At 57.8% G+C, this 22,936-nt stretch carries 21 protein-coding genes; 17 read left to right on the top strand and 4 right to left on the bottom strand.

From position 1 onward, the window contains the following. Nucleotides 1-23: 23 nt before the first annotated feature. The 4 genes from uhpC (at nucleotide 24) to fbpC (ending at nucleotide 5,542) form a co-directional block, all read left to right on the top strand. Nucleotides 24-1,313 carry an MFS transporter family glucose-6-phosphate receptor UhpC gene (gene uhpC / locus HV127_RS13575; RefSeq protein ID WP_182236637.1) on the top strand — a complete coding sequence of 430 codons (1,290 nt, stop codon included), beginning with the start codon at nucleotides 24-26 and terminating at the stop codon, nucleotides 1,311-1,313. Further along, complete coding sequence (locus HV127_RS13570; protein ID WP_182236635.1) at nucleotides 1,313-2,344, top strand: ABC transporter substrate-binding protein; 1,032 nt, start codon at nucleotides 1,313-1,315, stop codon at nucleotides 2,342-2,344. Before uhpC ends, HV127_RS13570 begins: the two co-directional genes overlap by 1 nt. Before the next feature lie 70 nt (nucleotides 2,345-2,414). Beyond that, on the top strand, nucleotides 2,415-4,493 hold the full coding sequence (locus HV127_RS13565) for an iron ABC transporter permease (protein WP_182236633.1): 2,079 nt from the start codon (nucleotides 2,415-2,417) through the stop codon (nucleotides 4,491-4,493). Nucleotides 4,494-4,504: 11 nt separating this feature from the next. Then, nucleotides 4,505-5,542 (top strand): ferric ABC transporter ATP-binding protein, encoded by a 1,038-nt coding sequence (gene fbpC, locus HV127_RS13560; RefSeq protein ID WP_182236631.1) that lies wholly within the window; start codon nucleotides 4,505-4,507, stop codon nucleotides 5,540-5,542. A gap of 321 nt (nucleotides 5,543-5,863) precedes the next feature. Here fbpC and mmuM read toward each other — a convergent pair whose 3' ends face one another. After that, complete coding sequence (gene mmuM / locus HV127_RS13555; protein WP_182236629.1) at nucleotides 5,864-6,796, bottom strand: homocysteine S-methyltransferase; 933 nt, start codon at nucleotides 6,794-6,796, stop codon at nucleotides 5,864-5,866. Next, a complete protein-coding gene (gene mmuP / locus HV127_RS13550; RefSeq protein WP_182236627.1) occupies nucleotides 6,783-8,189 on the bottom strand; it encodes an S-methylmethionine permease in 1,407 nt (468 codons plus the stop codon). Before mmuP ends, mmuM begins: the two co-directional genes overlap by 14 nt. 228 nt (nucleotides 8,190-8,417) lie before the next feature. Here mmuP and HV127_RS13545 point away from each other — a divergent pair, with 228 nt between their 5' ends. The 4 genes from HV127_RS13545 to eutC all read left to right on the top strand — a co-directional run bounded on the left by HV127_RS13545 (nucleotide 8,418) and on the right by eutC (nucleotide 13,871). After that, the gene (locus HV127_RS13545; protein ID WP_182236625.1) at nucleotides 8,418-9,800 is read left to right on the top strand and encodes a glycosyl hydrolase family 28 protein; all 1,383 of its coding nucleotides are present in this window, start codon (nucleotides 8,418-8,420) and stop codon (nucleotides 9,798-9,800) included. A gap of 518 nt (nucleotides 9,801-10,318) precedes the next feature. Beyond that, entirely contained in the window at nucleotides 10,319-11,698 is a 1,380-nt protein-coding gene (eat, locus tag HV127_RS13540) for an ethanolamine permease (RefSeq protein WP_182236623.1), read from the top strand. 11 nt (nucleotides 11,699-11,709) lie between these two features. After that, entirely contained in the window at nucleotides 11,710-13,098 is a 1,389-nt protein-coding gene (locus HV127_RS13535; protein WP_182236621.1) for an ethanolamine ammonia-lyase subunit EutB, read from the top strand. Beyond that, nucleotides 13,095-13,871: an ethanolamine ammonia-lyase subunit EutC gene (gene eutC / locus HV127_RS13530; RefSeq protein ID WP_182236619.1), complete on the top strand. Its 777-nt coding sequence runs from the start codon at nucleotides 13,095-13,097 to the stop codon at nucleotides 13,869-13,871. Before HV127_RS13535 ends, eutC begins: the two co-directional genes overlap by 4 nt. A gap of 259 nt (nucleotides 13,872-14,130) precedes the next feature. On the opposite strand, the gene HV127_RS13525 is transcribed toward eutC, so the two are convergent. After that, nucleotides 14,131-14,274, bottom strand: a complete 144-nt coding sequence (locus HV127_RS13525; RefSeq protein ID WP_182236617.1) for a hypothetical protein — start codon at nucleotides 14,272-14,274, stop codon at nucleotides 14,131-14,133. Here HV127_RS13525 and HV127_RS13520 point away from each other — a divergent pair. From HV127_RS13520 to HV127_RS13500, 5 genes are all read left to right on the top strand, one after another. Beyond that, a complete protein-coding gene (locus tag HV127_RS13520) occupies nucleotides 14,267-15,373 on the top strand; it encodes an ABC transporter substrate-binding protein (RefSeq protein ID WP_182236615.1) in 1,107 nt (368 codons plus the stop codon). The genes HV127_RS13525 and HV127_RS13520 overlap by 8 nt on opposite strands. Before the next feature lie 73 nt (nucleotides 15,374-15,446). Next, a complete protein-coding gene (locus tag HV127_RS13515) occupies nucleotides 15,447-16,346 on the top strand; it encodes a branched-chain amino acid ABC transporter permease (RefSeq protein WP_112214060.1) in 900 nt (299 codons plus the stop codon). Beyond that, entirely contained in the window at nucleotides 16,346-17,395 is a 1,050-nt protein-coding gene (locus HV127_RS13510) for a branched-chain amino acid ABC transporter permease (protein WP_182236613.1), read from the top strand. The genes HV127_RS13515 and HV127_RS13510 overlap by 1 nt, the downstream gene beginning before the upstream one ends. Further along, nucleotides 17,382-18,164 (top strand): ABC transporter ATP-binding protein, encoded by a 783-nt coding sequence (locus HV127_RS13505; RefSeq protein ID WP_182236611.1) that lies wholly within the window; start codon nucleotides 17,382-17,384, stop codon nucleotides 18,162-18,164. Before HV127_RS13510 ends, HV127_RS13505 begins: the two co-directional genes overlap by 14 nt. Continuing rightward, nucleotides 18,157-18,852, top strand: coding sequence for an ABC transporter ATP-binding protein (locus HV127_RS13500; protein ID WP_182236609.1), 696 nt, complete (start codon nucleotides 18,157-18,159; stop codon nucleotides 18,850-18,852). The genes HV127_RS13505 and HV127_RS13500 overlap by 8 nt, the downstream gene beginning before the upstream one ends. A gap of 119 nt (nucleotides 18,853-18,971) precedes the next feature. Here HV127_RS13500 and HV127_RS13495 read toward each other — a convergent pair whose 3' ends face one another. Next, entirely contained in the window at nucleotides 18,972-19,148 is a 177-nt protein-coding gene (locus tag HV127_RS13495; RefSeq protein ID WP_110273846.1) for a hypothetical protein, read from the bottom strand. Nucleotides 19,149-19,858: 710 nt separating this feature from the next. Between HV127_RS13495 and HV127_RS13490 the strand changes: the two genes are divergently transcribed. The 4 genes from HV127_RS13490 to HV127_RS13475 are packed head-to-tail and all read left to right on the top strand — an operon-like array spanning nucleotide 19,859 to nucleotide 22,923. Then, a complete protein-coding gene (locus HV127_RS13490; RefSeq protein WP_110273847.1) occupies nucleotides 19,859-20,668 on the top strand; it encodes an ABC transporter substrate-binding protein in 810 nt (269 codons plus the stop codon). Nucleotides 20,669-20,682: 14 nt separating this feature from the next. Further along, nucleotides 20,683-21,501, top strand: a complete 819-nt coding sequence (locus tag HV127_RS13485) for an amino acid ABC transporter ATP-binding protein (protein ID WP_182236607.1) — start codon at nucleotides 20,683-20,685, stop codon at nucleotides 21,499-21,501. Beyond that, nucleotides 21,498-22,250 (top strand): amino acid ABC transporter permease, encoded by a 753-nt coding sequence (locus HV127_RS13480; protein ID WP_182236605.1) that lies wholly within the window; start codon nucleotides 21,498-21,500, stop codon nucleotides 22,248-22,250. The genes HV127_RS13485 and HV127_RS13480 overlap by 4 nt, the downstream gene beginning before the upstream one ends. After that, nucleotides 22,240-22,923: an amino acid ABC transporter permease gene (locus HV127_RS13475; protein ID WP_182236603.1), complete on the top strand. Its 684-nt coding sequence runs from the start codon at nucleotides 22,240-22,242 to the stop codon at nucleotides 22,921-22,923. The genes HV127_RS13480 and HV127_RS13475 overlap by 11 nt, the downstream gene beginning before the upstream one ends. Nucleotides 22,924-22,936 lie beyond the last annotated feature (13 nt).

The raw sequence follows: 22,936 nt of genomic DNA, 5'->3' as shown, positions 1-22,936 counted from the left end.
TAGTCAGCAAAACGGAGACGGCTATGCGTACCGACATCAATCAACAATACCGGACGCTACGTCCACAACTGCTGATGTGCATGATCATCGGGTATGCCGCGTTTTACCTGACGCGCAAAAGCGTTAACTACGTGCTGCCAGCGCTGCAAACGGATCTTGGTCTGGATAAAGGCGATATCGGCCTGCTGGGATCGCTGTTTTATCTCACCTACGGCCTGTCGAAGTTTACCGCCGGACTGTGGCACGACAGCCACGGACAGCGCTGGTTTATGGGCGTTGGCCTGTTCGCCACCGGTCTGTTGAACGTGGTGTTCGCCTTTGGCGAGTCGCTGACGCTGCTGCTGGCGGTCTGGGCGCTGAACGGATTTTTTCAGGGCTGGGGATGGCCACCCTGCGCCCGGCTGCTGACTCACTGGTATTCGCGCAACGAACGTGGCTTCTGGTGGGGCTGCTGGAATATGTCTATCAATATCGGCGGAGCGATTATCCCGCTGATTAGCGCCTTTGCCGCCCACTGGTGGGGCTGGCAGGCGGCGATGCTGGCACCGGGGATTATCAGCATGGCATTAGGCATCTGGTTAACGCTACAGCTGAAAGGAACGCCCCAGGAAGAGGGATTGCCGTCGGTGGGAACCTGGCGTAACGACCCGCTGGAACTGCGTCAGGAGCAGCAAAGCCCACCGATGGGGCTCTGGCAGATGCTACGCACCACGATGCTGAAGAACCCGATGATCTGGCTGCTGGCCATCTCTTACGTGCTGGTCTATCTGATCCGCATCGCGCTTAACGACTGGGGCAACATCTGGCTGACGGAGAGCCACGGCGTGAATCTACTCAGCGCCAACGCCACGGTGATGCTATTTGAAGCGGGCGGCCTGCTCGGCGCGCTGTTCGCCGGTTGGGGTTCGGATCTGCTGTTCAGCGGCCAGCGGGCGCCGATGATTTTGCTGTTCACACTGGGGCTGATGGTTTCCGTCGCCGCGCTCTGGCTGGCCCCGGTGCATCACTACGCGCTGCTGGCGGTCTGTTTCTTTACGGTGGGCTTCTTCGTTTTTGGCCCGCAAATGCTGATTGGCCTCGCGGCGGTGGAGTGCGGACACAAAGCGGCTGCGGGTTCAATCACCGGTTTTCTCGGCCTGTTCGCCTATCTGGGGGCAGCGCTGGCGGGCTGGCCTCTGTCGCTGGTCATTGAACGCTACGGCTGGTCGGGCATGTTTAGTTTGCTCTCGGTCGCCGCAGTCCTGATGGGTTTATTGCTGATGCCGCTGCTGATGGCGAGCATTACTACCTCTCCTGCTCAAAGGATAAAATAATGAAAAAAACTCTGGTCACTACTCTGATTGCTTCCGGCATTGCGCTGGCGACGTTAAGCGGCGCGGCGCACGCCAAAGGTCGTCTGGTGGTCTACTGCAGCGCCACCAACGAAATGTGTGAAGCCGAAACCAAAGCCTTCGGCGAAAAATATGATGTGAAAACCTCGTTTATTCGCAACGGTTCCGGCAGCACGCTGGCGAAGGTCGATGCCGAGAAGAAAAACCCGCAGGCGGACGTCTGGTACGGCGGTACCCTCGACCCGCAGTCCCAGGCCGGTGAAATGGGCCTGCTGCAACCCTATAAGTCCCCCAATCTTGAGCAGGTGATGGAGCAATTCCGCGATCCGGCGAAGCTGAAAGGCAACTACACTTCGGCGGTCTACGTCGGCATTCTCGGCTTTGGCGTGAACACCCAGCGCCTGAAAGAGAAAAATCTGCCGGTGCCCAAATGCTGGAAGGACCTGACCAAACCGGAATATAAAGGCGAAATCCAGATTGCCGACCCGCAAAGCTCCGGTACCGCCTACACCGCGCTGGCCACCTTCGCCCAGCTGTGGGGGGACGATCAGGCCTTTGATTACCTGAAGCAGCTCAACGCTAACGTCTCCCAGTACACCAAATCCGGTATTGCCCCGGCGCGTAACGCCGCCCGTGGCGAAACGGCCATTGGTATCGGCTTCCTGCACGATTACTCACTGGAAAAAGAACAGGGCGCGCCGCTGGAGCTGATCTCTCCGTGCGAAGGTACCGGCTATGAAATTGGCGGCATCAGCATCCTGAAGGGCGCACGCAACCTCGACAACGCCAAACTGTTTGTCGACTGGGCGCTGTCAAAAGAGGCCCAGGAACTGGCGTGGAAAAAAGGCAAGTCTTATCAGATCCTGACCAACACCACCGCCGAAACCTCACCAAACTCGCTGAAGCTCGATGACCTGAAGCTTATCAACTACGACATGGATAAATACGGTTCTACCGAAGTCCGTAAGCAGCTTATCAATAAGTGGGTTAGCGAAGTGAAGATGGGTAAATAAGCCCACATTTTGCGGTTAATGCCCGGTGGCGCTCACGCTTACCGGGCCTACACACAACACCGGAAAACTTATGTCACACACACTTGCACTCCATCCCGTGAAAAAACGGGATGCGATATTCCTTTGGGTTTTGTTCGGCTGGCTGGCGTTCGCCCTGCTGCCGAGCTGGAGCCTGGATTACGGTTTGCTGGAGTCCACGAGCGATGAAATTCTCGCGGCCTACGGCTGGTCACAGTTCAACATCAGCTGGTTATGGTATTTGCTGCCGAGCCTGCTGCTGATTCGTCCATGGCAGGAAGCCAGGCGCGAGCAGCGCAGCCGTCATTATATCGACGCTGGCTGGGCGTTCTGCTGTATGGCGTTTATCGTCATCAGCGCCACCGTGGAAGGCCGCGGGTTAGGCTACGCCACCATCGTGCTGTTTGTGGCGCTGGGCGCGATAATGACCCTGGCGCTGACCCGCCTGGAATGGCTGGGCGGCGACCGCTTTGTGATTGGTTCGCTGGTCACCATCGTGGCGTTGATTGGCGTGTTTATCGTCTGGCCGAGCATCGCTATTTTCATCCCGATGTTCACTAACGACGCGGGCGAGTTTGCTCCGCTGGCGTTTATGGCCGTGCTGTCGCAGGCGCATATCGTGCAGGTGATCCTCAACTCCATCGCCCTGTCGATGGCGGTGGGCGTTGGCTGCACCTTCTTTGGTCTGGTACTGGCGATCTACACCACCCGCATCGCCAAACGCAGCGCGATTATTGGCCGCATCTTCTCCATTCTGCCGATTGTGACCCCGCCGTTTGTCGTCGGTCTGGGCGTGACGCTGATGATGGGTCGTTCCGGCTACATTACCGAATTGATGGTCGACTGGTTCGGGCTGACCAACACCAACTGGCTGTACGGGTTTACCGGCATCTGGCTGGCGCAGGTACTGGCGTTCACCCCGATGGCGTTTATGATCCTCGATGGGGCGATTAAGACCATTCATCCGTCACTGGAGGAGGCGTCGTACACCCTGCGCGCCAGCCGCTGGCAGACCTTTAACGGCGTTTTCGTTCCGCTGCTGAAACCGGCGCTGGCGAACGCATTTTTAATCGTCATCGTCCAGTCGCTGGCCGACTTCAGTAACCCGCTGGTGCTCGGCGGCAACTTTGACGTGCTGGCGACGCAGATCTACTTCTACATCACCGGTTCGCAGCTCGATTATCAGGCAGCGAGCACGCTTGGCGCATTCCTGCTGCTGTTCTCGCTGCTGGTGTTCTGCATTCAGTATATGTGGATCGGCAAGCGCTCTTACGTCACCGTTTCCGGTAAGTCCTACCGTGGCGACGTACAACCACTGCCGGTGACCCTGGTATGGAGCGTGATCGCCATTCTGGCGGTGTGGATCGCCTTTAACGCCCTGCTCTACGGCAGCATTTTCTACGGCAGCTTCACCGTCAACTGGGGAGTGGATTACACCCTGACGCTGGATAACTTTATCAAGCTGTTCGGCCAGGGAATGAGCGACGGAGCGTGGCCTTCGCTGCTCGACACCCTGCTGTACGCCGGGATTGCCGCGCCGATCACCGCCGCGTTCGGACTACTGATCGCGTGGATCGTGGTGCGCCAGCAGTTTAAAGGTAAAAAGACCATCGAGTTCACCACCATGCTGTGCTTCGCGGTACCGGGCACCGTGGCGGGCGTGTCGTACATCCTCGCCTTTAATAGCGCGCCGGTGTACCTCACCGGTACGGCGGCGATTGTGATTATCTCGATGGTGATGCGTAACGTACCGGTGGGCATTCGCGCCGGGATCGCGGGTCTGGGGCAGATCGACAAGTCGCTGGACGAAGCATCGCTCAGCCTGCGCGCCGGTTCTCTGCGCACCATTACGCATATTCTGCTGCCGCTGCTGCGTCCGGCGATCCTCTCGGCGCTGATCTACAGCTTTGTGCGCGCCATTACCACCGTCAGCGCCATTGTGTTCCTTGTCACACCGGATACCCGCGTGGCGACGGCTTACATTCTGAACCGCGTGGAAGACGGTGAATACGGCGTGGCGATCGCCTACGGCTCGATTCTGATCGTAGTGATGCTGGCGATTATTTTCATCTTTGACTGGCTGATCGGGGAAGCGCGTATCTCCCGTTCAAAAGCCAAAAACCAGGCGTAATGGAGCGCACTATGAGTCAGAAAAATTTTGTTGAGCTGCGCAACGTCACCAAGCGATTCGGCAGCAATACGGTTATCGATAATATCAATCTCACTATCCCGCAGGGGCAAATGGTAACCCTGCTCGGCCCTTCCGGTTGCGGCAAGACGACCATTCTGCGCCTGGTGGCCGGGCTGGAAAAACCGAGCGAAGGACAGATTTTCATTGATGGCGAAGACGTCACCCACCGCTCTATTCAGCAGCGCGATATCTGCATGGTGTTTCAGTCTTACGCCCTGTTCCCGCATATGTCGCTGGGGGATAACGTCGGCTACGGCCTGAAGATGCTTGGCGTGTCGCGCAGCGATGTGAAGACGCGGGTGAAAGAAGCACTGGCGATGGTGGATCTGGAAGGATTCGAGGACCGCTATGTCGATCAGATCTCCGGCGGCCAGCAGCAGCGCGTGGCGCTGGCGCGCGCTTTGATCCTCAAGCCGAAGGTGCTGCTGTTTGATGAGCCGCTAAGTAACCTCGACGCCAACCTGCGTCGCAGCATGCGCGATAAGATCCGCGAACTGCAAAAGCAGTTTGATATCACCTCGCTGTACGTCACCCACGATCAGAGCGAAGCCTTTGCGGTTTCCGATACCGTGCTGGTGATGAACAAGGGGCATATCATGCAGATTGGATCGCCGCAGGATCTTTACCGTCAGCCCGCGTCGCGCTTTATGGCGAGCTTTATGGGCGATGCCAACCTGTTCCCGGCCACCTTCAGCGAGGATTTTGTCGATATTTATGGTTATCGGCTGCCAAGACCGCTGCATTTCGCCGTCCAGGGCGAAGGCACCGTCGGCGTACGCCCGGAGGCGATTACCCTGAGCGATCGCGGCGAGGAGAGCCAGCGCTGCGTGATTCGCCACGTGGCCTATATGGGGCCGCAGTATGAGGTAACGGTGGAGTGGAACGGGCAGGAGCTCTTATTGCAGATTAACGCCACCCGCCTGCAGCCAAACGCCGGAGAGCAGTATTACCTCGAAATCCACCCGTACGGGATGTTTGTTTTATCCTAGGCAAAAGTAAGGTAAAAGCAAAAAGGCAGCTCAGCTGCCTTTTTTAGTGTTTGCTCCCTTTCCCCAAAGGGGCGAGGGGATCAATCCTCTGCGCTGGGTAGGCCGGTTTTCTCCCTCTCCCTGTGGGTGAGGGCCGGGGTGAGGGCATCAGGCCGCACATGCTCCCCTCACCCTAACCCTCTCCCCAAAGGGGCGAGGGGATCAATCCTCTGCACTGGGTAGGCCGGTTTTCTCCCTCTCCCCAAAGGGGCTAGGGGATCGCTCCTCTGCGCTGGGTAGGCCGGTTTTCTCCCTCTTCCTAATGAGCGAGGGAGTTAATCCTCAGCGCTGCGCGTTCAGTTCAGCAATATCCTTCGGCGTCGTGCGGCAGCAGCCGCCAATCAGCTTCGCGCCCGCCGCCAGCCACTGGGGTAAATATCCCGCCAGCGTGGCGCACGCTTCGCCGTGATGGTGCCAGGTTTTGCTCACCGGGTCATAGTGTTCGCCTGAATTCGGATAAACCACCAGCGGCAGCGCCGTCAGACTATGCAGATGCTCAAGCGCAACAGTAGTATTTTCCAGGGCGATACAGTTAATTCCCAGCGCCACCACCTGCGGGTAGTCTGCCAGCACGGCAACCACTTCCCGCAGCGGCGTGCCATCGCTGAGATGCTGTGCATCGCGCAGGGTAAACGAGAACCACGCCCGCGCGCGCGGATAGGCGGTTAGCAGTTCAGCCAACGCCTTAATCTCGGCAAAATTCGGCATGGTTTCACAGGCCAGCAGATCGGCCCCGGCGTCGAGCAGCGCTTCCACGCGCGGACGATGGAACGCCTGAAACGCTTCATGGCTGCGGGCGTAATCGCCGCGATACTCCGAACCATCCGCCAGAAATGCGCCGTACGGCCCAACAGACCCGGCTACCAGCAGCGTGCCCGCCAGCGGGTTTTCGGCAAGATACGCTTCACGCGCTTTGCGGGCCAGCTCTACGCTTTTGCCAATCAGCGCTTTCGACTGAGCTTCGTCCAGCCCACGGGCGGCAAACCCCGCCGGAGTGGCCTGATAGCTGGCGGTGATCGCCACCTGCGCGCTGGCGCGGAAATAGTCGAGGTGGACTTCGCGAATAAGGTCCGGATTGTCGACCAGTACTTTCGCCGACCACAGGCTATCGGCAAGGTTACAGCCGCGCGCTTCCAGCTCCGTCGCCATTGCGCCGTCCAGCAGGACAAAGGGCTGTACGTCAAGGATGGCGGTTAACGGATTATTCTGCGACATGTTGAGGCTCCTGAGTGAGTTTCCGTGAACGAGTCAGATAATACGCACCATAACACAGTGCCACGAACGGGATCCCGCACCACAGCGCAATCCTCTGACTCGGGTCAAACGCCAGCCCCACGCAGGCCACCAGACACAGAACAAATCCCAGCACCGGCACCAGCGGATACCACGGCGCGCGATAGTGCAGCTCGCTGAGCGCCTTCCCCTGCTGAATGTGGCGACGGCGGAACATAAAATGCGAGGCGCAGATGCTCAGCCATACCGCCACCACCGCAAAACCGGAGATCGCCGACAGCGCGACAAACACCGTATCCGGGGCAATTACGCTGGAGAACAGCGCCAGCACGCCGCCGAGCATACTCACCGAAATCGCCGTCAACGGTACGCCGTTTTTGGTCAATTTCGTAAAACAGGCCGGTAGCGTTTTTTCATTAGACAGCGACCACAGCATCCGCCCGGAGGCATAGAGGCCGGAGTTAGCCGCCGACAGAATCGCCGTCAGGATCACGAAATTAAAGATATCCGCCGCATACGGAATGCCGACTTTCTCGAACACCAGCACAAACGGGCTTTTCTCCACCCCCGCCTGCTGCATCGGGATCAGCGCCGCCAGTACAAACACGGTGCCGATAAAAAAAATAATCAGTCGGGCAATAGTGGTGCGAATAGCGACCGGAATGACTTTATGCGGATTTTCAGTCTCACCCGCCGCAATACCGATAAGTTCGGTGCCGGAAAAGGCAAAGTTCACCGCCACCATGGTCATCAGGATCGGCAGGCCGCCGTGCGGGAACCAACCCTCGGCGGTGATGTTCGAAAGCCCAGGCGCGGGGGAACCATCCTGCATGGGAATAAAGCCGAAGATCGCCGCGCCGCCGAGGATAATAAAGGCAATGATGGTGACCACTTTCACCAGCGAGAACCAGAATTCACCTTCGGCAAAGAAGCGGGTCGAAATCACGTTGAGGGCGAAAATCACCACGCAGAACACCACGCACCACACCCATACCGGCACCTGCGGGAACCAGTACTGCATACAGAATCCGGCGGCGGTAAAGCTGGAACCCAGCGCCACCGTCCACGTTAGCCAGTACAGCCACGCCACGGTATACCCCGTCGCCGGGCCGAGGTAGCGTGCGGCATAGACGTGAAATGCGCCGGTTTCCGGCATCGCTACGGATAGCTCGCCCAGACACTGCATCACCAGCCACACGACCAACGCACCAATCAGGTAGGCCAGCAGCGTCCCCGCCGCCCCGGTGGTGGAGATGATATAGCCGGTATTGAAAAATAGCCCTGTGCCAATAACGCCACCCAGCGACAGCATAATCAGGTGACGAGTTTTCATGGTGCGCTTAAGTTGCCCACCTTGTTGTTGTGTTGTTTGCATATTACCTTCTAAGCGTATGGACATCTAAACATCCAAATGAAGGTTCGTTATACCGTGCCCACCGTAAAATTGCAAAGCGACCTCATTCACCATCTATGCATCCGCCCAAACCATCAATGCCGTGTATGGGCAGAATACCGACAAATTGCAAACCGTGATCGCCGCACCCACAAAATCAAAACAATGGTGCTAATTTTACAAAACAAAAAACCATAAAAGGATAATTCTATGTCAACCCGCACCTTACCTCTGTGGGCCGCCGCTGTAGCTGTCGGCATTTTGCCGCTGCATGCCGCGCAGGCCGCCACCTCGGTTAAGTTTCCCGATAAAGTCTGCAACATTACTCAGTACGGCGCTGAAGGCCATCGACTGCAAATCGCGCTCAATACCGACGCGATTCAAAAGGCGATTGATGACTGCGCCGCCGCCGGAGGTGGGACGGTACTGGTGCCGAAAGGTAACTTTCTGACCAACCCGCTGTTCCTGAAGAGCAATATTCAGCTCAAGCTGGAGAAAGACGCGACTTTAGTCGCTTCTACCGAAGTTGCCGCTTACCGTGGCGATGACAAAACTAAATACGCCGAAGCGGAAAATGGCTGGTTGCCGTTTATCAGCATTGCTGATGCGCAAAACGTGGCTATCGTCGGCGAAGGTACCATCGATGGTCAGGGCGCGGTGTGGTGGGAGCGCTGGCGTGAGAATATCCGCGCGACAGGCAAAAAAGGCGGCACCGATCGGCCACGACTGATTTACATCACCCGTTCCAGCAACGTGCTGATTGACGGCGTGACCCTCACCCATTCACCCAGCTTCCACGTAGTCACCCGCTACGCGCACGATGTCGATATCAACGGCACGCGTATTCTTTCGCCGTGGCATGCGCCGAATACCGACGCCATCGACCCTATTGATAGCCAGAATATCCGTATTACCAACAACTATATCGACTGTAACGACGACCATATTGCCATTAAGGCCGAGAAAGCCGACTCGCGCTTCCCGGACTGCGTGGTGGATAATATCTATATCGCCAATAACACCCTGAAGCAGGGGCGAGGGATCTCCATCGGCAGCGAGAGCGCCGGTGGCGTGAACAACGTGCTGGTGGAAAATAATACCTTTGAAGGTTCGATGTACGGTATCCGCATTAAAAGCCCGCGCGGTAAGGGCGGCGAGGTGAAAAACATCGTTTACCGTAATACCAAAATGCATAACGTCGAAGTCCCGCTGGTCTTCTCCGCCTATTACAAAGCCGCGCCGATTGTGCAGGCTGAAGTCGATAAGCTGCTACAGGCGGGCGGCTTTACCCTCGGCGAGCAGATCTATCCGCCGGACAGCGATCCGAAACAGCCGTTCGACAAATACAAGACTCCGCACTTCAGCAATATCACCGTTGAGAACTTAACTTCGACTGGTGCCAGTAAAGCGGCAGCCTACATTATCGGCACTCCGGAAGCGCCGCTGAGCGGTTTCCATCTTACCAACGTCAACATCGAAGCCGCCCACGGCTTGCGCATTCGTAATGCCGAGCTGGAGACCAAAGGGCTTAATCTGCAGGTGAAAGAAGGCCCGGCGATTCAAAAAGACGCGGGGGCCATCGTTCACCAGTAACGCTACATTTGCGGGCAGCTGCACCACGGCGACTCTTCCGCCAGGTGTGGTCTGCCCTTTTTTTGATCGTCACTGGCTTAGAGCCTATCCCAGTAGGCGTAATCGTTGCAGGCAGTTTGGACACGGACAGCGCGCAAGAACCGGAGCGTACACGTAGTACGTGAGGATGATTCGCTACGCTCCCCCTGCGGGCCGCCCTGAAGGGCGTTCAACACTCTGTGAGTATTGTCTGAGCACTGCCCAGGGCCAAACTGGCAAATAAGATAGCCCTAATGGGATAGGTTCTTAAACCACAGCGTTTATCAGTGGTATGACCTGGCACTCTCTTTGCAACCCTCCACATATCTGAAATACCTGGTTCACCAAGCGTCATTGTTGCAGGCAGTTTTGGCATGGACAGCGCGCAAAAACCGGAGCGTACACGTAGTACGTGAGGATTTTGAGCACTGCCCAGGCCTAAACTGGCAAATAAAATAGCGTGGTGATGCCGGGTAACTTTATCTGGCGAGGCAACAAACATGACAGAGCAAACCACAACGCTAAAAAGAACGCTCGGCAGTTTCCGCTTATGGGGGATTGCCGTTGGGCTGGTTATTTCCGGGGAGTATTTCGGCTGGAGCTACGGCTGGTCCCAGGCCGGGACGCTGGGCTTTATGATTGTCGCGCTGGCGATTGCCGCCATGTACTGCGCCTTTATTTTTAGCTTTACCGAGCTGACCACCGCTATTCCGCATGCAGGCGGGCCTTTTGCCTACGCCTACCGCGCTTTTGGCCCGACCGGCGGCTTTATTGCCGGCTTCGCGACCCTGATTGAGTTTGTCTTTGCCCCGCCCGCCATTGCCATGGCTATCGGCGCCTACCTTAACGTACAGTTTCCGGCGCTGGACCCGAAATGGGTGGCCTGCGGCGCTTACCTCATATTTATGACGCTGAATATTCTCGGCGTCGGCATTGCCGCCACCTTTGAGCTGGTGGTCACCCTGCTGGCCATCTTCGAGCTGCTGGTGTTTATGGGCGTGGTTGCGCCGGGCTTCTCCTGGAGTCACTTTACGGCTAACGGCTGGGCGGGTGCGGAGAGCTTCAGCGGCCTGGCGCTGCCGGGCATGTTTGCCGCGATCCCATTTGCTATCTGGTTCTTTCTGGCGATTGAAGGCGCATCGATGGCCGCCGAAGAGGCCAAAGACCCGCAGCGCACCATTCCCCGGGCGCTGGGCGGCGGCATTCTGACCCTGACCGTACTGGCAATTGGCGTGATGGTCTTTGCCGGGGGCGTCGGCGACTGGCGGACGCTGTCCAATATCAACGACCCGCTGCCGCAGGCGATGAAAATGGTGGTTGGCAACAGCAGCGGCTGGCTACATATGCTGGTGTGGCTGGGGCTGTTCGGCCTGGTGGCGTCGTTCCACGGGATTATCATGGGCTACTCGCGGCAGATATACTCCCTGGCACGCGCGGGCTATCTTCCCGCCAGCCTGGCAACGCTGAACCGCCGTACCCGCACGCCGCATCTGGCGATCCTCGCAGGCGGCGTGGTCGGTATCGCCGCCATCTTCTCTGATTCGCTGATCACCATTAGCGGGATGCCGCTGACCGCCTGTATCGTCACGATGTCGGTATTTGGCGCTATTGTTATGTATATCACCTCGATGGCGGCGCTGTTTAAACTGCGCCGCAGCGAGCCGAAGCTGATTCGCCCGTTCCGCGCGCCGCTCTATCCATGGGCACCGGCCTTTGCCCTGGCGATGGCGGTACTCTGCCTGGTGGCGATGGTCTGGTACAACCCGCTGCTGGCGCTGATTTTCGCCGCCATGATGCTCGGCGGCTATCTGTGGTTTCGCAAGACCGCAGGTGCCCGCCAGCGCGCGGCGGTAGATCCGCAGCTGCGCACGGTCTCCTGAGGAGTCGACACATGTATAAAACCACGCTATCGGGCCAGGTATGGCGTTTTGATAGTCTGAAGACACTGATGGCGAAAGCCTCCCCGGCACGTTCCGGCGACGCGCTGGCGGGGGTTATCGCCGAGTCTGCCGAAGAGCGGATGGCGGCAAAAATGGCGCTGGCGGAGGTGCCATTGACGGAAATTCTCGCTAATCCGCTGATTCCCTACGAGCAGGATGAAGTGACCCGGCTGATACTCGATACCCACGACAGCCAGGGCTTCGCGGCGATTCGCCATCTGACGGTCGGCGATTTTCGCGACTGGCTGCTCGATGATGCCACCGACGATGCAGCGCTGCGCCAGGTCGCAAGGGCGATAACCCCGGAGATGGCGGCGGCGGTCAGCAAGCTGATGCGTAACCAGGATCTGATCCTCGCCGCCAGCAAATGCCGGGTCGTCACGCGTTTTCGCAACACTATTGGCCTGCCGGGGCATCTCAGCGTGCGCCTGCAGCCGAATCACCCCACCGATGATATGAAAGGGATCGCTGCCAGTATGCTCGACGGCCTGCTGTACGGCGCGGGGGATGCGGTGATCGGTATTAATCCGGCCAGCGACAGCCTGCCGGTACTGGCACAGCTTAACCATATGCTCGACGATATTATTCAGCGCTTCGCTATTCCCACACAGTCGTGCATTTTGACCCACGTCACCAACACCTTACAGCTGATTGAGCGCGGCGCGCCGGTGGATCTGGTGTTTCAGTCGGTGGCCGGGACCGAGGCCGCCAATAGCGGTTTCGGCATTAATCTGGCGCTGCTGCAGGAGGCCCGGGAAGCGGCGCTCAGCCTGAATCGCGGCACGCTCGGCAACAACGTGATGTATTTTGAAACCGGTCAGGGCAGCTGTCTTTCCGCCAATGCCCATCACGGCGTTGACCAGCAGACCTGCGAAGCCCGCGCCTATGCCGTCGCCCGCCATTTCGAGCCGCTGCTGGTCAATACGGTAGTGGGCTTTATCGGCCCGGAATATCTCTACGATGGCAAGCAGATTATCCGCGCCGGGCTGGAAGATCATTTCTGCGGCAAGCTGATGGGGCTGCCTATCGGCTGCGACGTCTGCTACACCAACCATGCCGAAGCGGATCAGGACGACATGGATACCCTGCTGACGCTGCTGTGCACCGCCGGACTGACCTTCCTGATCGGCGTACCGGGGGCTGACGATATTATGCTCAACTATCAAAGCACCTCGTTTCACGATGCCCTCTACGCCCGCCGCCTGCTGGGTTTAAAACATGCGCCGGAGTTTGCCGACTGGCTGGCGAGGATGCAGATTATTGACCGCCACGGCGCGCTGCGTCTGACCGACGCCCGCCATCCGCTACTTTCCGTCCTGCCGCAAGGAGAACCGGTATGAATCCTCCCGACGCCTGGAACCCGCTGCGTGAATTTACCGATGCACGGATTGCGCTGGGCCGTAGCGGCGCGAGCCTGCCGACCCGAGAAGTGCTCAATTTCGGCCTCGCTCACGCCAGGGCGCGCGACGCCATCCACCAGCCTTTCGCCAGCGACCAGCTTGAACAGCCGCTGGCGGATTTGGGCCTCTCTTCGCTGACCGTCCACAGCGCCGCCAGCGATCGGCATGTTTATCTGAATCGCCCGGATCTGGGACGATGCCTGAACGAAGAGAGCCGCGCCGACCTGGCCGCCAGCGGCGTGCGTCCCGCCGACCTGCTAATCGTGGTTGGCGACGGGCTGTCTTCATACGCCGTACAGCGCCAGGCGCTGCCGCTGATCCGTGCCCTTCTTCCCTATCTGGAAACGCTTGGGTTGAGCCTTGCTCCGGTAGTGCTCGCGCACCAGTCGCGGGTGGCGCTGGGCGATGATATTGGCGAAACGCTGAAGGCCAGAGCGGTAGCGATTCTGATTGGCGAACGGCCGGGGCTCTCTTCGCCGGATAGCCTTGGCGTTTATTTGACCTGGCAGCCGCATCGTCAGCGGCTGGAGTCGGAGCGCAACTGTATTTCCAATATTCGCCCGGAGGGGCTGAGCTATGATGCCGCCGCATTTAAGCTGGCCTGGCTGCTGGAGCAGGCCTTTTTACGGCGGCTAACCGGGGTGCGCCTGAAAGATGAAAGCGATAATCCGGCGCTGCATGGAAAAATAAAACCTTTGAGCCAATTAAAATAATTGTCCACGCGAGCAGAAGAATAGATTTTTAATATTCCAGGCGCAGCTGAATATTATATTCTGGCACGTGCTGAAATTGCGGGTTTTCCAGGTCGGGTAAGGCGTCAGCCGCCACCCGGCAAATTGCATTGGCCGTACGAAAAACGGTATTGTCATCAGCCTTATGCCCTTTCCTGCAGGTAATAAGAATATTGCATGAGTAAAAGCGAAACGAAAGCGGTAAGGTAATTCTGCGCATTAAATATATCTCGTTATCTATTCAAAATAACAGCCAATAATTCGCCAACTCATGTGGCGAATTATTTCTCAATGTTATGCAGTCATTGATGGTTAAAGAAAAATAATCGACCGACGGTGAGGTAGCAATGAAAAAGTTTTCCGGAAAAGCGTCTTTAATGGCCACGCTGGTTGCCGCGTTGATCGGGGCGAATAGCGCACAGGCGGCTGAAATTAAAATCGGCGTGGTATTACCGCTGAGCGGCGCGCTGAGCGGCTACGGTCAGCCATCACAAAAAGGGCTGGATATTATTCAGAGCATTACCCCGACATTAAAAAATGGCGATACCGTTAAGCTTATTGTGATTGACGATAAGAGCGACAAGGTCGAAGCCGCTAACGCCATGCAGCGCCTGGTTTCCAGCGATAAAGTCGACGCGGTGATCGGCGAAGTCACCTCCTCCAATACCCTGGCGATGACCAAAATCGCCGACGACAGTAAGACGCCGCTGGTCTCCTCGACCGCCACCAACGACCGCGTCACCCGCAACCACCCTTACGTTAGCCGGGTCTGCTTCTCCGACAGCTTCCAGGGCGTGGTTGGCGCAAACCTCGCCTCCCGCGACCTGAAAGCCAAAACCGCCGCCATCGTCTTCGACAGCAGCAACGACTACTCCGTCGGCCTGGCGAAAGCCTTCCGCACTCAGTTCCTGAAAAACGGCGGCACCATCCCTATCGAAGTTCAGGCCCCCGGCGGCAGCAAAGACTTTAAAGCCCAGTTGGCCAGCGTGAAAGCGAAGAACGTCGACATGATTTATATGCCGATTTACTACACCGAAGGGGCACTTATCGCCGTGCAGGCGAAACAGCTGGGGCTGAGCAAACCGGTGGTCGGCGGCGACGGTCTGGCGGCGGACCAGGTCTTTTTTGACGTCGGCAAAGATGCGGTCAACGGCTATATGACCACCGATTACTACTCGCCGAACGCCAAAGATCAAACGCCAGCGGGCGAGGTGTTTATCAAAGCCTGGGAAGCAAAATATCAGCAGCCGACCCATACCTGGGGCGCAATGGCGGCGGATGCGTATAACGTCATTATCAACGCCATGAACCAGTGCAGCGACCCGCACGATCGGGTTTGCGTTAACGAAAAAATCCGCGCCACCAAGGAATTCCAGGGCGTGACTGGCACTCTGACGTTGCAAAACGGCGACGCTATCCGCAGCGCGGTCATCAACGAAGTGAAGGATGGCAAGCTGGCGTTCCGTACCGTGGTCAATCCTTAATTCCGTCATACTTCAAGTTGCATGTGCGTTGGTTGTAACTCGAATTATTTAGGGTAGATAAGAGAGATATCAGATGGATGGTGCCATTTTTCTCCAGCAAGTGGTCAATGGAATGAGCCTCGGGGGCATGTACGCCCTGATTGCCATCGGCTATACGATGGTTTACGGGGTGCTGCGCCTGATCAACTTCGCCCATGCGGACGTCATGATGGTCGGGGCGTTTACCACCCTGTTTTTATTTTCTTCTATTGGGCTACCCTTCGGGGTAGCCGTTTTCCTGACCCTCGCGCTGTGCGGCCTGTTCGGGATGCTGATCGACCGGGTGGCCTACCGTCCGCTGCGCCAGGCATCAAAAATCTCGATGCTGATCACCGCCATCGGCGTCAGCTTCTTCCTCGAAAACCTGTTCAACGTGCTGTTTGGCGGCAGCTCGCGCTTCTTCGCCGCGCCCGAATTCTTCAACAACACCCGCGCCTTTGGCGACGTCATTATCACCAACGTGGCGTGGATCGTACCGCTGATTACCGTCCTGCTGCTGTTAGCGATCCTCTGGCTGCTGTACCGGACTCGCTACGGAATGGCGATCCGCGCGGTGGCTTTCGACGTCAATACCGTGCGTCTGATGGGCATCGACGCCAACCGCATTATCTCGCTGGTGTTCGCTCTCGGCAGCAGTCTCGCGGCGCTGGGCGGGGTGTTCTACTCGATTAGCTATCCGACCATCGACCCGCTGATGGGCGTGTTGATTGGCCTGAAAGCCTTCGCCGCCGCGGTGCTTGGCGGAATAGGCAGCGTCACCGGCGCGGTATTAGGCGGTTTTATTCTCGGTTTTACCGAAGTGGTCGCGGTTGCGCTATTCCCCGAGCTGGGCGGCTACAAAGACGCCTTCGCCTTTATGTTCTTGATTCTGGTCCTCTTATTCCGCCCGGTTGGCATTATGGGCGATGAACGTCTGGAAAGGAGCCGTTTCTGATGCTCAACGCGACAACGACCGCCGGGGCGCAGTTGCGCAACCTGGTCATTATTGTTATCTGCATTGCGCTGCTGGCCGGGATTAACGTGGTCTTCAACGACTACATTATTCGCGTCATCAGCACTATTTTTGTCTTTATGATCCTCGCGGTCAGCTACAACCTGATCAACGGCGTCACCGGCCAGCTGTCGCTGGAGCCCAACGGCTTTGTGGCGGTTGGCGCTTACGTCACCGCTCTGCTGATCCTTTCCAGCGACAGCAAACTGGATATGTTTGAGATGGCCGCCCCCAGCCCGTGGATCCTCGTGCTGCACGCCAGTTTCCTGCCCGCGTTGCTTATCAGCGGCCTGTGCGCGGCGGCGCTGGCGGTGTGCCTTGCCTTGCCGGTATTCCGCGTACGCGGCGACTATCTGGCGATCGTCACCCTCGGCTTCGGCTTTATTATTAAAATTCTCGCCATTAACAATCCGCAGATCACCAACGGCGCGATTGGCCTCAACGATATCCCCCAGCAGCCGCATCTGCTGTTCTGGTGCGGGCTGTTCGCTCTGCTGGCAACCGGGATGATTTTGCAACTGGTGTGGTCAAAATACGGGCGAATGATGAAAGCCGTGCGCGACGATGAAGACGCCGCCATCGCCATGGGAGTGAATACATTTCGGATTAAAACCTGTGCTTTCGCCACCAGCGCCTTCTTTGAAGGGATCGGCGGCGGCCTGCTGGCATCGCTGCTGACCACCATATCGCCGAACCTGTTCGACTTTATGCTCACCTTCCAGTTGCTGATTATTATCGTTCTCGGCGGTCTCGGCAGCACCACTGGCGCACTGCTCGGTACCGTGCTGGTAGTCGGCAGCGGCGAGTGGCTGCGCTTTCTCGACCAGCCGCTCCAGTTCTTCGGTCACGATCTCGGGGCGTATCCGGGACTGCGAATGGTGGTGTTCTCGCTGCTGCTGCTGATCATCATGCTGTTTGCCCGCGAAGGTCTGCTGGGCAAAAAAGAGATTTGGCAAGTGGGTAAAAGGGGCCGTGGCTATGGCGCAAAATAAGGTCATTTTACAGGTGCAGGACGTCACCATGCAGTTCGGTGGGCTGCGGGCCATCGACAACGTCAGTTTCCACGTCGACGAGGCGGAAATTTTTGGCCTGATTGGCCCCAACGGCGCGGGTAAAACCACCATGTTCAACGTTATTACCGCCAACTATAAACCGACCAGCGGCAGCGTGACCCTGGCGGGCAAATCGTTGAAAGGGTTGAAGCCGAACCGGGTGGTCAACGCCGGGATCGCCCGCACCTTTCAGAATATCCGCCTGTTTAACTCGATGACGGTATTAGAAAACGTGATGGTCGGCCTTGATAGCGCCAGCCGCTATTCACTGCTGGAAGCGGCGCTGCATATCGGCCGCTATTTCCCCGCTGAACGAGCGGCGAAGGCCAGGGCGATGGCGATTCTGGACGATATCGGCATCGCCCATTTCGCCGATATGCAGGCCACTAACCTCAGCTATGGCAACCAGCGTAAGGTCGAGATCGCCCGTGCGCTGGCGACGTCGCCAAAATTATTGCTGCTTGATGAACCCGCCGCCGGGATGAACCCGAAAGAGACGGAAGATCTGGCGGATCTGATCTTCCGTATGCGTGACGACTACCAGCTCAGCGTGCTGCTGATTGAGCACGACATGCCGTTCGTCAACAAGCTGTGCGAGCGGGTGATGGTGCTGGAGTACGGCAAACCGCTGTTTAGCGGCCTGATGTCCGAAGCCATTGAGGATCCGGAGGTGATTTCCGCTTACCTGGGGGACGTCCGTTATGCTTAGCGCGCGCGAATTAAAAGTGTTTTACGGTGTGATTCAGGGACTGAAAGGCGTTGATATTGATATCAACGACCGGGAGATCGTGACCTTAATTGGCAGCAATGGCGCGGGGAAAACCTCAACCCTCAACGGTATCGTCAATCTGGTGCGTTCCACAGGGCGGGTGAAGTTTCTCAACGAGGATATTTCCCGCAGCCAGACGCACCAGATTGTGCGTCGGGGGCTTGCGCTGGTACCCGAGGGGCGGCGCATCTTCACTAACCTGACTATCGAAGAAAATCTGCGCATGGGGGCTTACAACAATCTCGCCGGGTTTACCCGCCTGCGCGATCGGATGTACAGCCTGTTTCCCCGGCTCAAAGAGCGGCGTAATCAGATGGCGGGCACCATGAGCGGCGGCGAGCAGCAGATGCTGGCTATCGCCAGAGCGTTAATGAGCGAACCGGTTTTACTGATGCTTGATGAGCCAAGCCTCGGGCTGGCGCCGAAAATTGTCGGTGAGCTGTTCGCGACGATAAAGCAGCTGCGGGAGGAGAATATTACCGTGCTGCTGGTGGAGCAGAACGCCACGGCAGCGTTGACTATCGCCGATCGCGCCTATGTGCTGGAGAATGGAAAGATTATGCTCTCCGGCCCGGCCCCGGAGGTGCTGGCGAATCCGGAAATTAAGCGGATGTATCTCGGCGGTTAATACGAAAAACAAAGCTGTTCATGGCTGCGGCATCGCTTCCTGCGTCGCCGCAACCGCAAACAGCCTCTCGCTACACAAAGCACACCTCATTCCAGTAGGCTTCACGCGTCCTGCGCCGCTCAGTATGTTTTATCATGGCGAAACCACCTTGTTTCCACGTTACCGAGATCGATTCCATAGAGACTGGCGACCGGTAATATCGCCTCCATCATGCGTTGGGTATCCTGCTGCCCGGCTTCACCGTTAGATAAAGATGCCAGCCAGCCCGTGATGCGTTGCCATAGCGCCACTTTCATTTTTCTCCTCCGTCGGGAAGCGTTTTGCTTGCGTCTATTTCAACCACAGTTAACGGCGGGCGGGAAATATCAATTCCTGATTTGTAATTCTGCGGGATGCATATTAGGGGGGAGAGGATTTTCCCGGAGGCGGTGCGGGCTACTTGTCCCCAGTTTGGTAGCCCGGACAGGCGCGTCAAGCGCCGCCTCCGGGACTATGCGCAAGGGTTCCGTTCACCCTCAGTCAGCAGATAATGCCTCACCGTTACCCGTGAACGGGTAAAGGGGGAGAAAACCGCCTCCCCCTTTACAATCCCCGCGGTCCCGCAAAGAAATCGGTGCTGCGCACTGTGCTCACCTCCCGGTCCTCAGCCTGCGGTCGGCTCAACTCGACGTCCTGTCTCGCTTCGCCTCTGGCCGCCATCCATGGCGGCCAGTCCTTGTCTTCCGGCCTCCGGTTCGCCGATTTCAGCGGGTTCCAGGGCATCGCTGCAAGTCTTATGGTTTCAGAAAGATACCAATAGCTGACAGAATATCTCCCGGAGGCGGTGCTGCGCACCTGTCCGGGCTACTTGTCCCCAGTTTGGTAGCACAGAGCCGAATAAATAATATCCACAATTTTGTTAAGTTCTTTTTCGTTATACATAAGAACTTTTTCTTCTTTGCCGCAGACGGTCAATTTGTGGGAGCGTGATTAACACAAAACAAAACAGGGATTCAGGGGATAAATTATGCGCATTGCAAAAACAAAAATCGCGCTGGCGCTGGGTATTCTGGTGCTCGCCGCGCAGGCTCAGGCCGATCAATTAGCCGATATCAAAGCCGCTGGGGTGGTCAAAGTCGCCACCTTCGACGCCAACCCGCCTTTCGGTTCGGTAGATCCGAAAACGCATAAAATCGTCGGCTACGACGTGGACTTCGCCGAAGCGCTGGCAAAATCGCTCGGCGTGAAGCTGGAGCTGGTCGCCACTAACCCGGCTAACCGCATTCCGCTGCTGCAATCCGGTAAAGCCGATCTGATCGTCGCCGATATCACTATCACCCCGGAACGCGCGCAGGTGATTGATTTCTCAACGCCATACTTCGTGACTGGCCAGCAGTTCCTCGTCCCGGCCAAATCAGCGGATAAACTTGATGATTACAGCAAAGCACGTATCGGCGCGGTAAAAGGCACCACCGGCGAGCAGGCGCTGCATCAGCGTTTCCCGCAATCTCGCGTGCTCTCCTATGACGATATTCCGCTGGCGCTGACCGCCCTGCGCAACGGTAACGTGCAGGCGATCACTCAGGACAGCACCATTCTCGCCGGGCTGCTGGCGGAAGCGCCGGACAAGGCGAACTTCAAAATCATTCCTGACCTGCTGAGCAAAGAAGAGATTGGCGTCGGTGTGAAGAAAGGCGAACCGGCTCTGCTGAAAGCGGTGAACGACGAGCTGGTAAATCTGGAGAAATCCGGCGAAGCGGCCAAAATTTACGACGTCTGGTTTGGCCCGAGCACCAAAACCCCGCAGCCGCGCGCCTTTACTATCGAAGCTAAATAAGCAGAAAATCCATTATGTTATCGGCTCTATTTTCACGCTCCGCGGCATCGTCCGCGGATTTTTCGCACCTAAAGCGCGCCAGTATTGAATTTCGCGATGTCGCCAAAAGCTACGGCGATCATCGGGTACTGAACGGCGTTAATTTGCAGGTCGAACCCGGCGAAGTGGTGGCGATCCTCGGCCCTTCGGGATCGGGCAAATCAACCCTGATCCGCCTGATCAACCAGCTGGAATCCCTCAGCGGCGGCGAGATCCTGATCGACGGCAAACCCACGGGTCAGCTCACCGGCAGCGCCCTGCGCCAGCTGCGCAGCCGGGTCGGCTTTGTCTTTCAGCAGTTTAATCTCTACGCCCACCTGACGGCGCAGGAGAATATCAGCCTCGCGCTCGAGCGGGTTCACGGCTGGGGCAAAAGCGCCGCCCGCGAACGCGCGTTAGCGCTGCTCAAACAGGTTGGTCTCGAAGATAAAGCGCAGCAGATGCCCGCCCAGCTCTCCGGCGGTCAGCAGCAGCGGGTAGCTATCGCCCGCGCCCTCGCCTCCTCACCGCAAATCATCCTGTTCGATGAACCGACATCAGCACTCGACCCGGAGATGATCGGCGAAGTCTTACAGGTGATGAAAACCCTCGCCCACAGCGGGATCACCATGGTGGTGGTGACGCACGAGATGCAGTTCGCCCGCGAAATTGCCGACCGGGTGGTGTTTATCGACGGCGGCGATATTCTCGAAGTCGCGCCTCCGGCCGAGTTCTTCGCCCGACCGCAGCACGCCCGCACCCGTCGTTTTCTGCAAAAGGTGCTCGACCCATTGCACCAGGAGAGTGAGGCGTGATCCCGCATCTCGACTGGCACGGCGTGCTGAGCGGGCAGCCGCTGCAATGGATAATCTCCGGTTTTCTCACCACCGTCTGGGTGAGCGTCGCCGGGATGATTCTGGCGACGATACTTGCCATTCTGCTGCTGGCGCTGCGCCTCGGCGGCGGTCGGCCCGGACGCTGGCTGGTGGCGGCCTGGGTTTCGCTGTTTCGCAATACGCCGCTGCTGGTTCAACTGCTGTTCTGGTATTTCGCCGCCTGGAATCTGCTGCCGCTGGGGGCGCGGGATTTTATCAACGACGATCACAGCTGGTCGATTCTGCCGGGCAACGTGTGGTGGCTGACGCCGGAGTTTCTCTGCTCGATGTGGGGGCTTGGGGTCTTTACCTCGGCGTTTCTGATTGAGGAGATCGCCTCCGGGCTGCGCGCCGTCAGCCACGGTCAGCGGGAGGCGGCGCTGTCGCAGGGGTTCACGCCCTGGCAGGAGCTGCGCCACATTCTGCTGCCGCAGGGGCTGGCGAACGCCTGGCAGCCGATTATCGGCCAGTATCTGAACCTGATGAAGCTCTCTTCGCTGGCGAGCGGCATCGGCTTTGCCGAACTCACCTATCAGGTGCGGCAAATTGAGAGTTACAACGCGCATGCGCTGGAGGCCTTTGCCGTCGGCACCGTGCTGTATCTGGCGCTTGGCGTGGTCATGGGCGTGGCGCTGACGCGTTTCGGTCCGGGAAAACATCAGCAAAGGAGAGCCGGGTATGAACGCTAATCTGGCGGTGATTGTCGATAACCTCGATTATCTGCTGTGGGGACGGCTGGCGGACGGTATTCCCGGCGGCGTGGTGTTAACGCTGCTGATGGCTATCGGCGCCGCCGCGCTGGCGCTGCCCGGCGGGGTGCTGTTGGCGGGTATCGCCTGGCGTTATGACGGGATCGTGCGGCGGTTATTATTTCTGTGGGCAGAGATTATTCGCGGCATTCCGCTGATTTTCGTGATTTTCTGGCTGTGGTATCTGTTACCGATGCTCACCGGTAGCGACCTGCCGGGGGCGGTGACCGTCACGGTAGCGCTGGCGTGGTTTACCGCCGCCTCGGTGATGCACTCGGTGCTGGCGGGACTGCAATCGCTGCCTCAAGGGCAGTATGAAGCCGCGCTAACGCAGGGGTTTGCTCCCGGACAGACGCTGCGCCTGATTCTGCTGCCGCAGGCTTTACGCAACGTGCAGCCGTCGCTGGTCGGGATATTTATCGGCCTGCTCAAAGACACTTCGCTGGCCTTTATCGTCAACGTACCGGAACTGACCACCGTCGCCGGACAGGTAAATAACCGGGTGCAGATTTACCCGCTGGCGATTTTTGTCTTTACCGGCGCGGTTTATTATTTGCTGTGCTGCGGCCTGAGCCTGCTGGCCAATCGTCGGTATGCCCGGCGTCTCGCATAGGATGAAAACGTGA

This window comes from Klebsiella sp. RHBSTW-00215, from assembly GCF_014103785.1.
Taxonomy (GTDB): domain Bacteria; phylum Pseudomonadota; class Gammaproteobacteria; order Enterobacterales; family Enterobacteriaceae; genus Klebsiella.
This window is presented reverse-complemented; position numbering and strand designations above follow the sequence as displayed.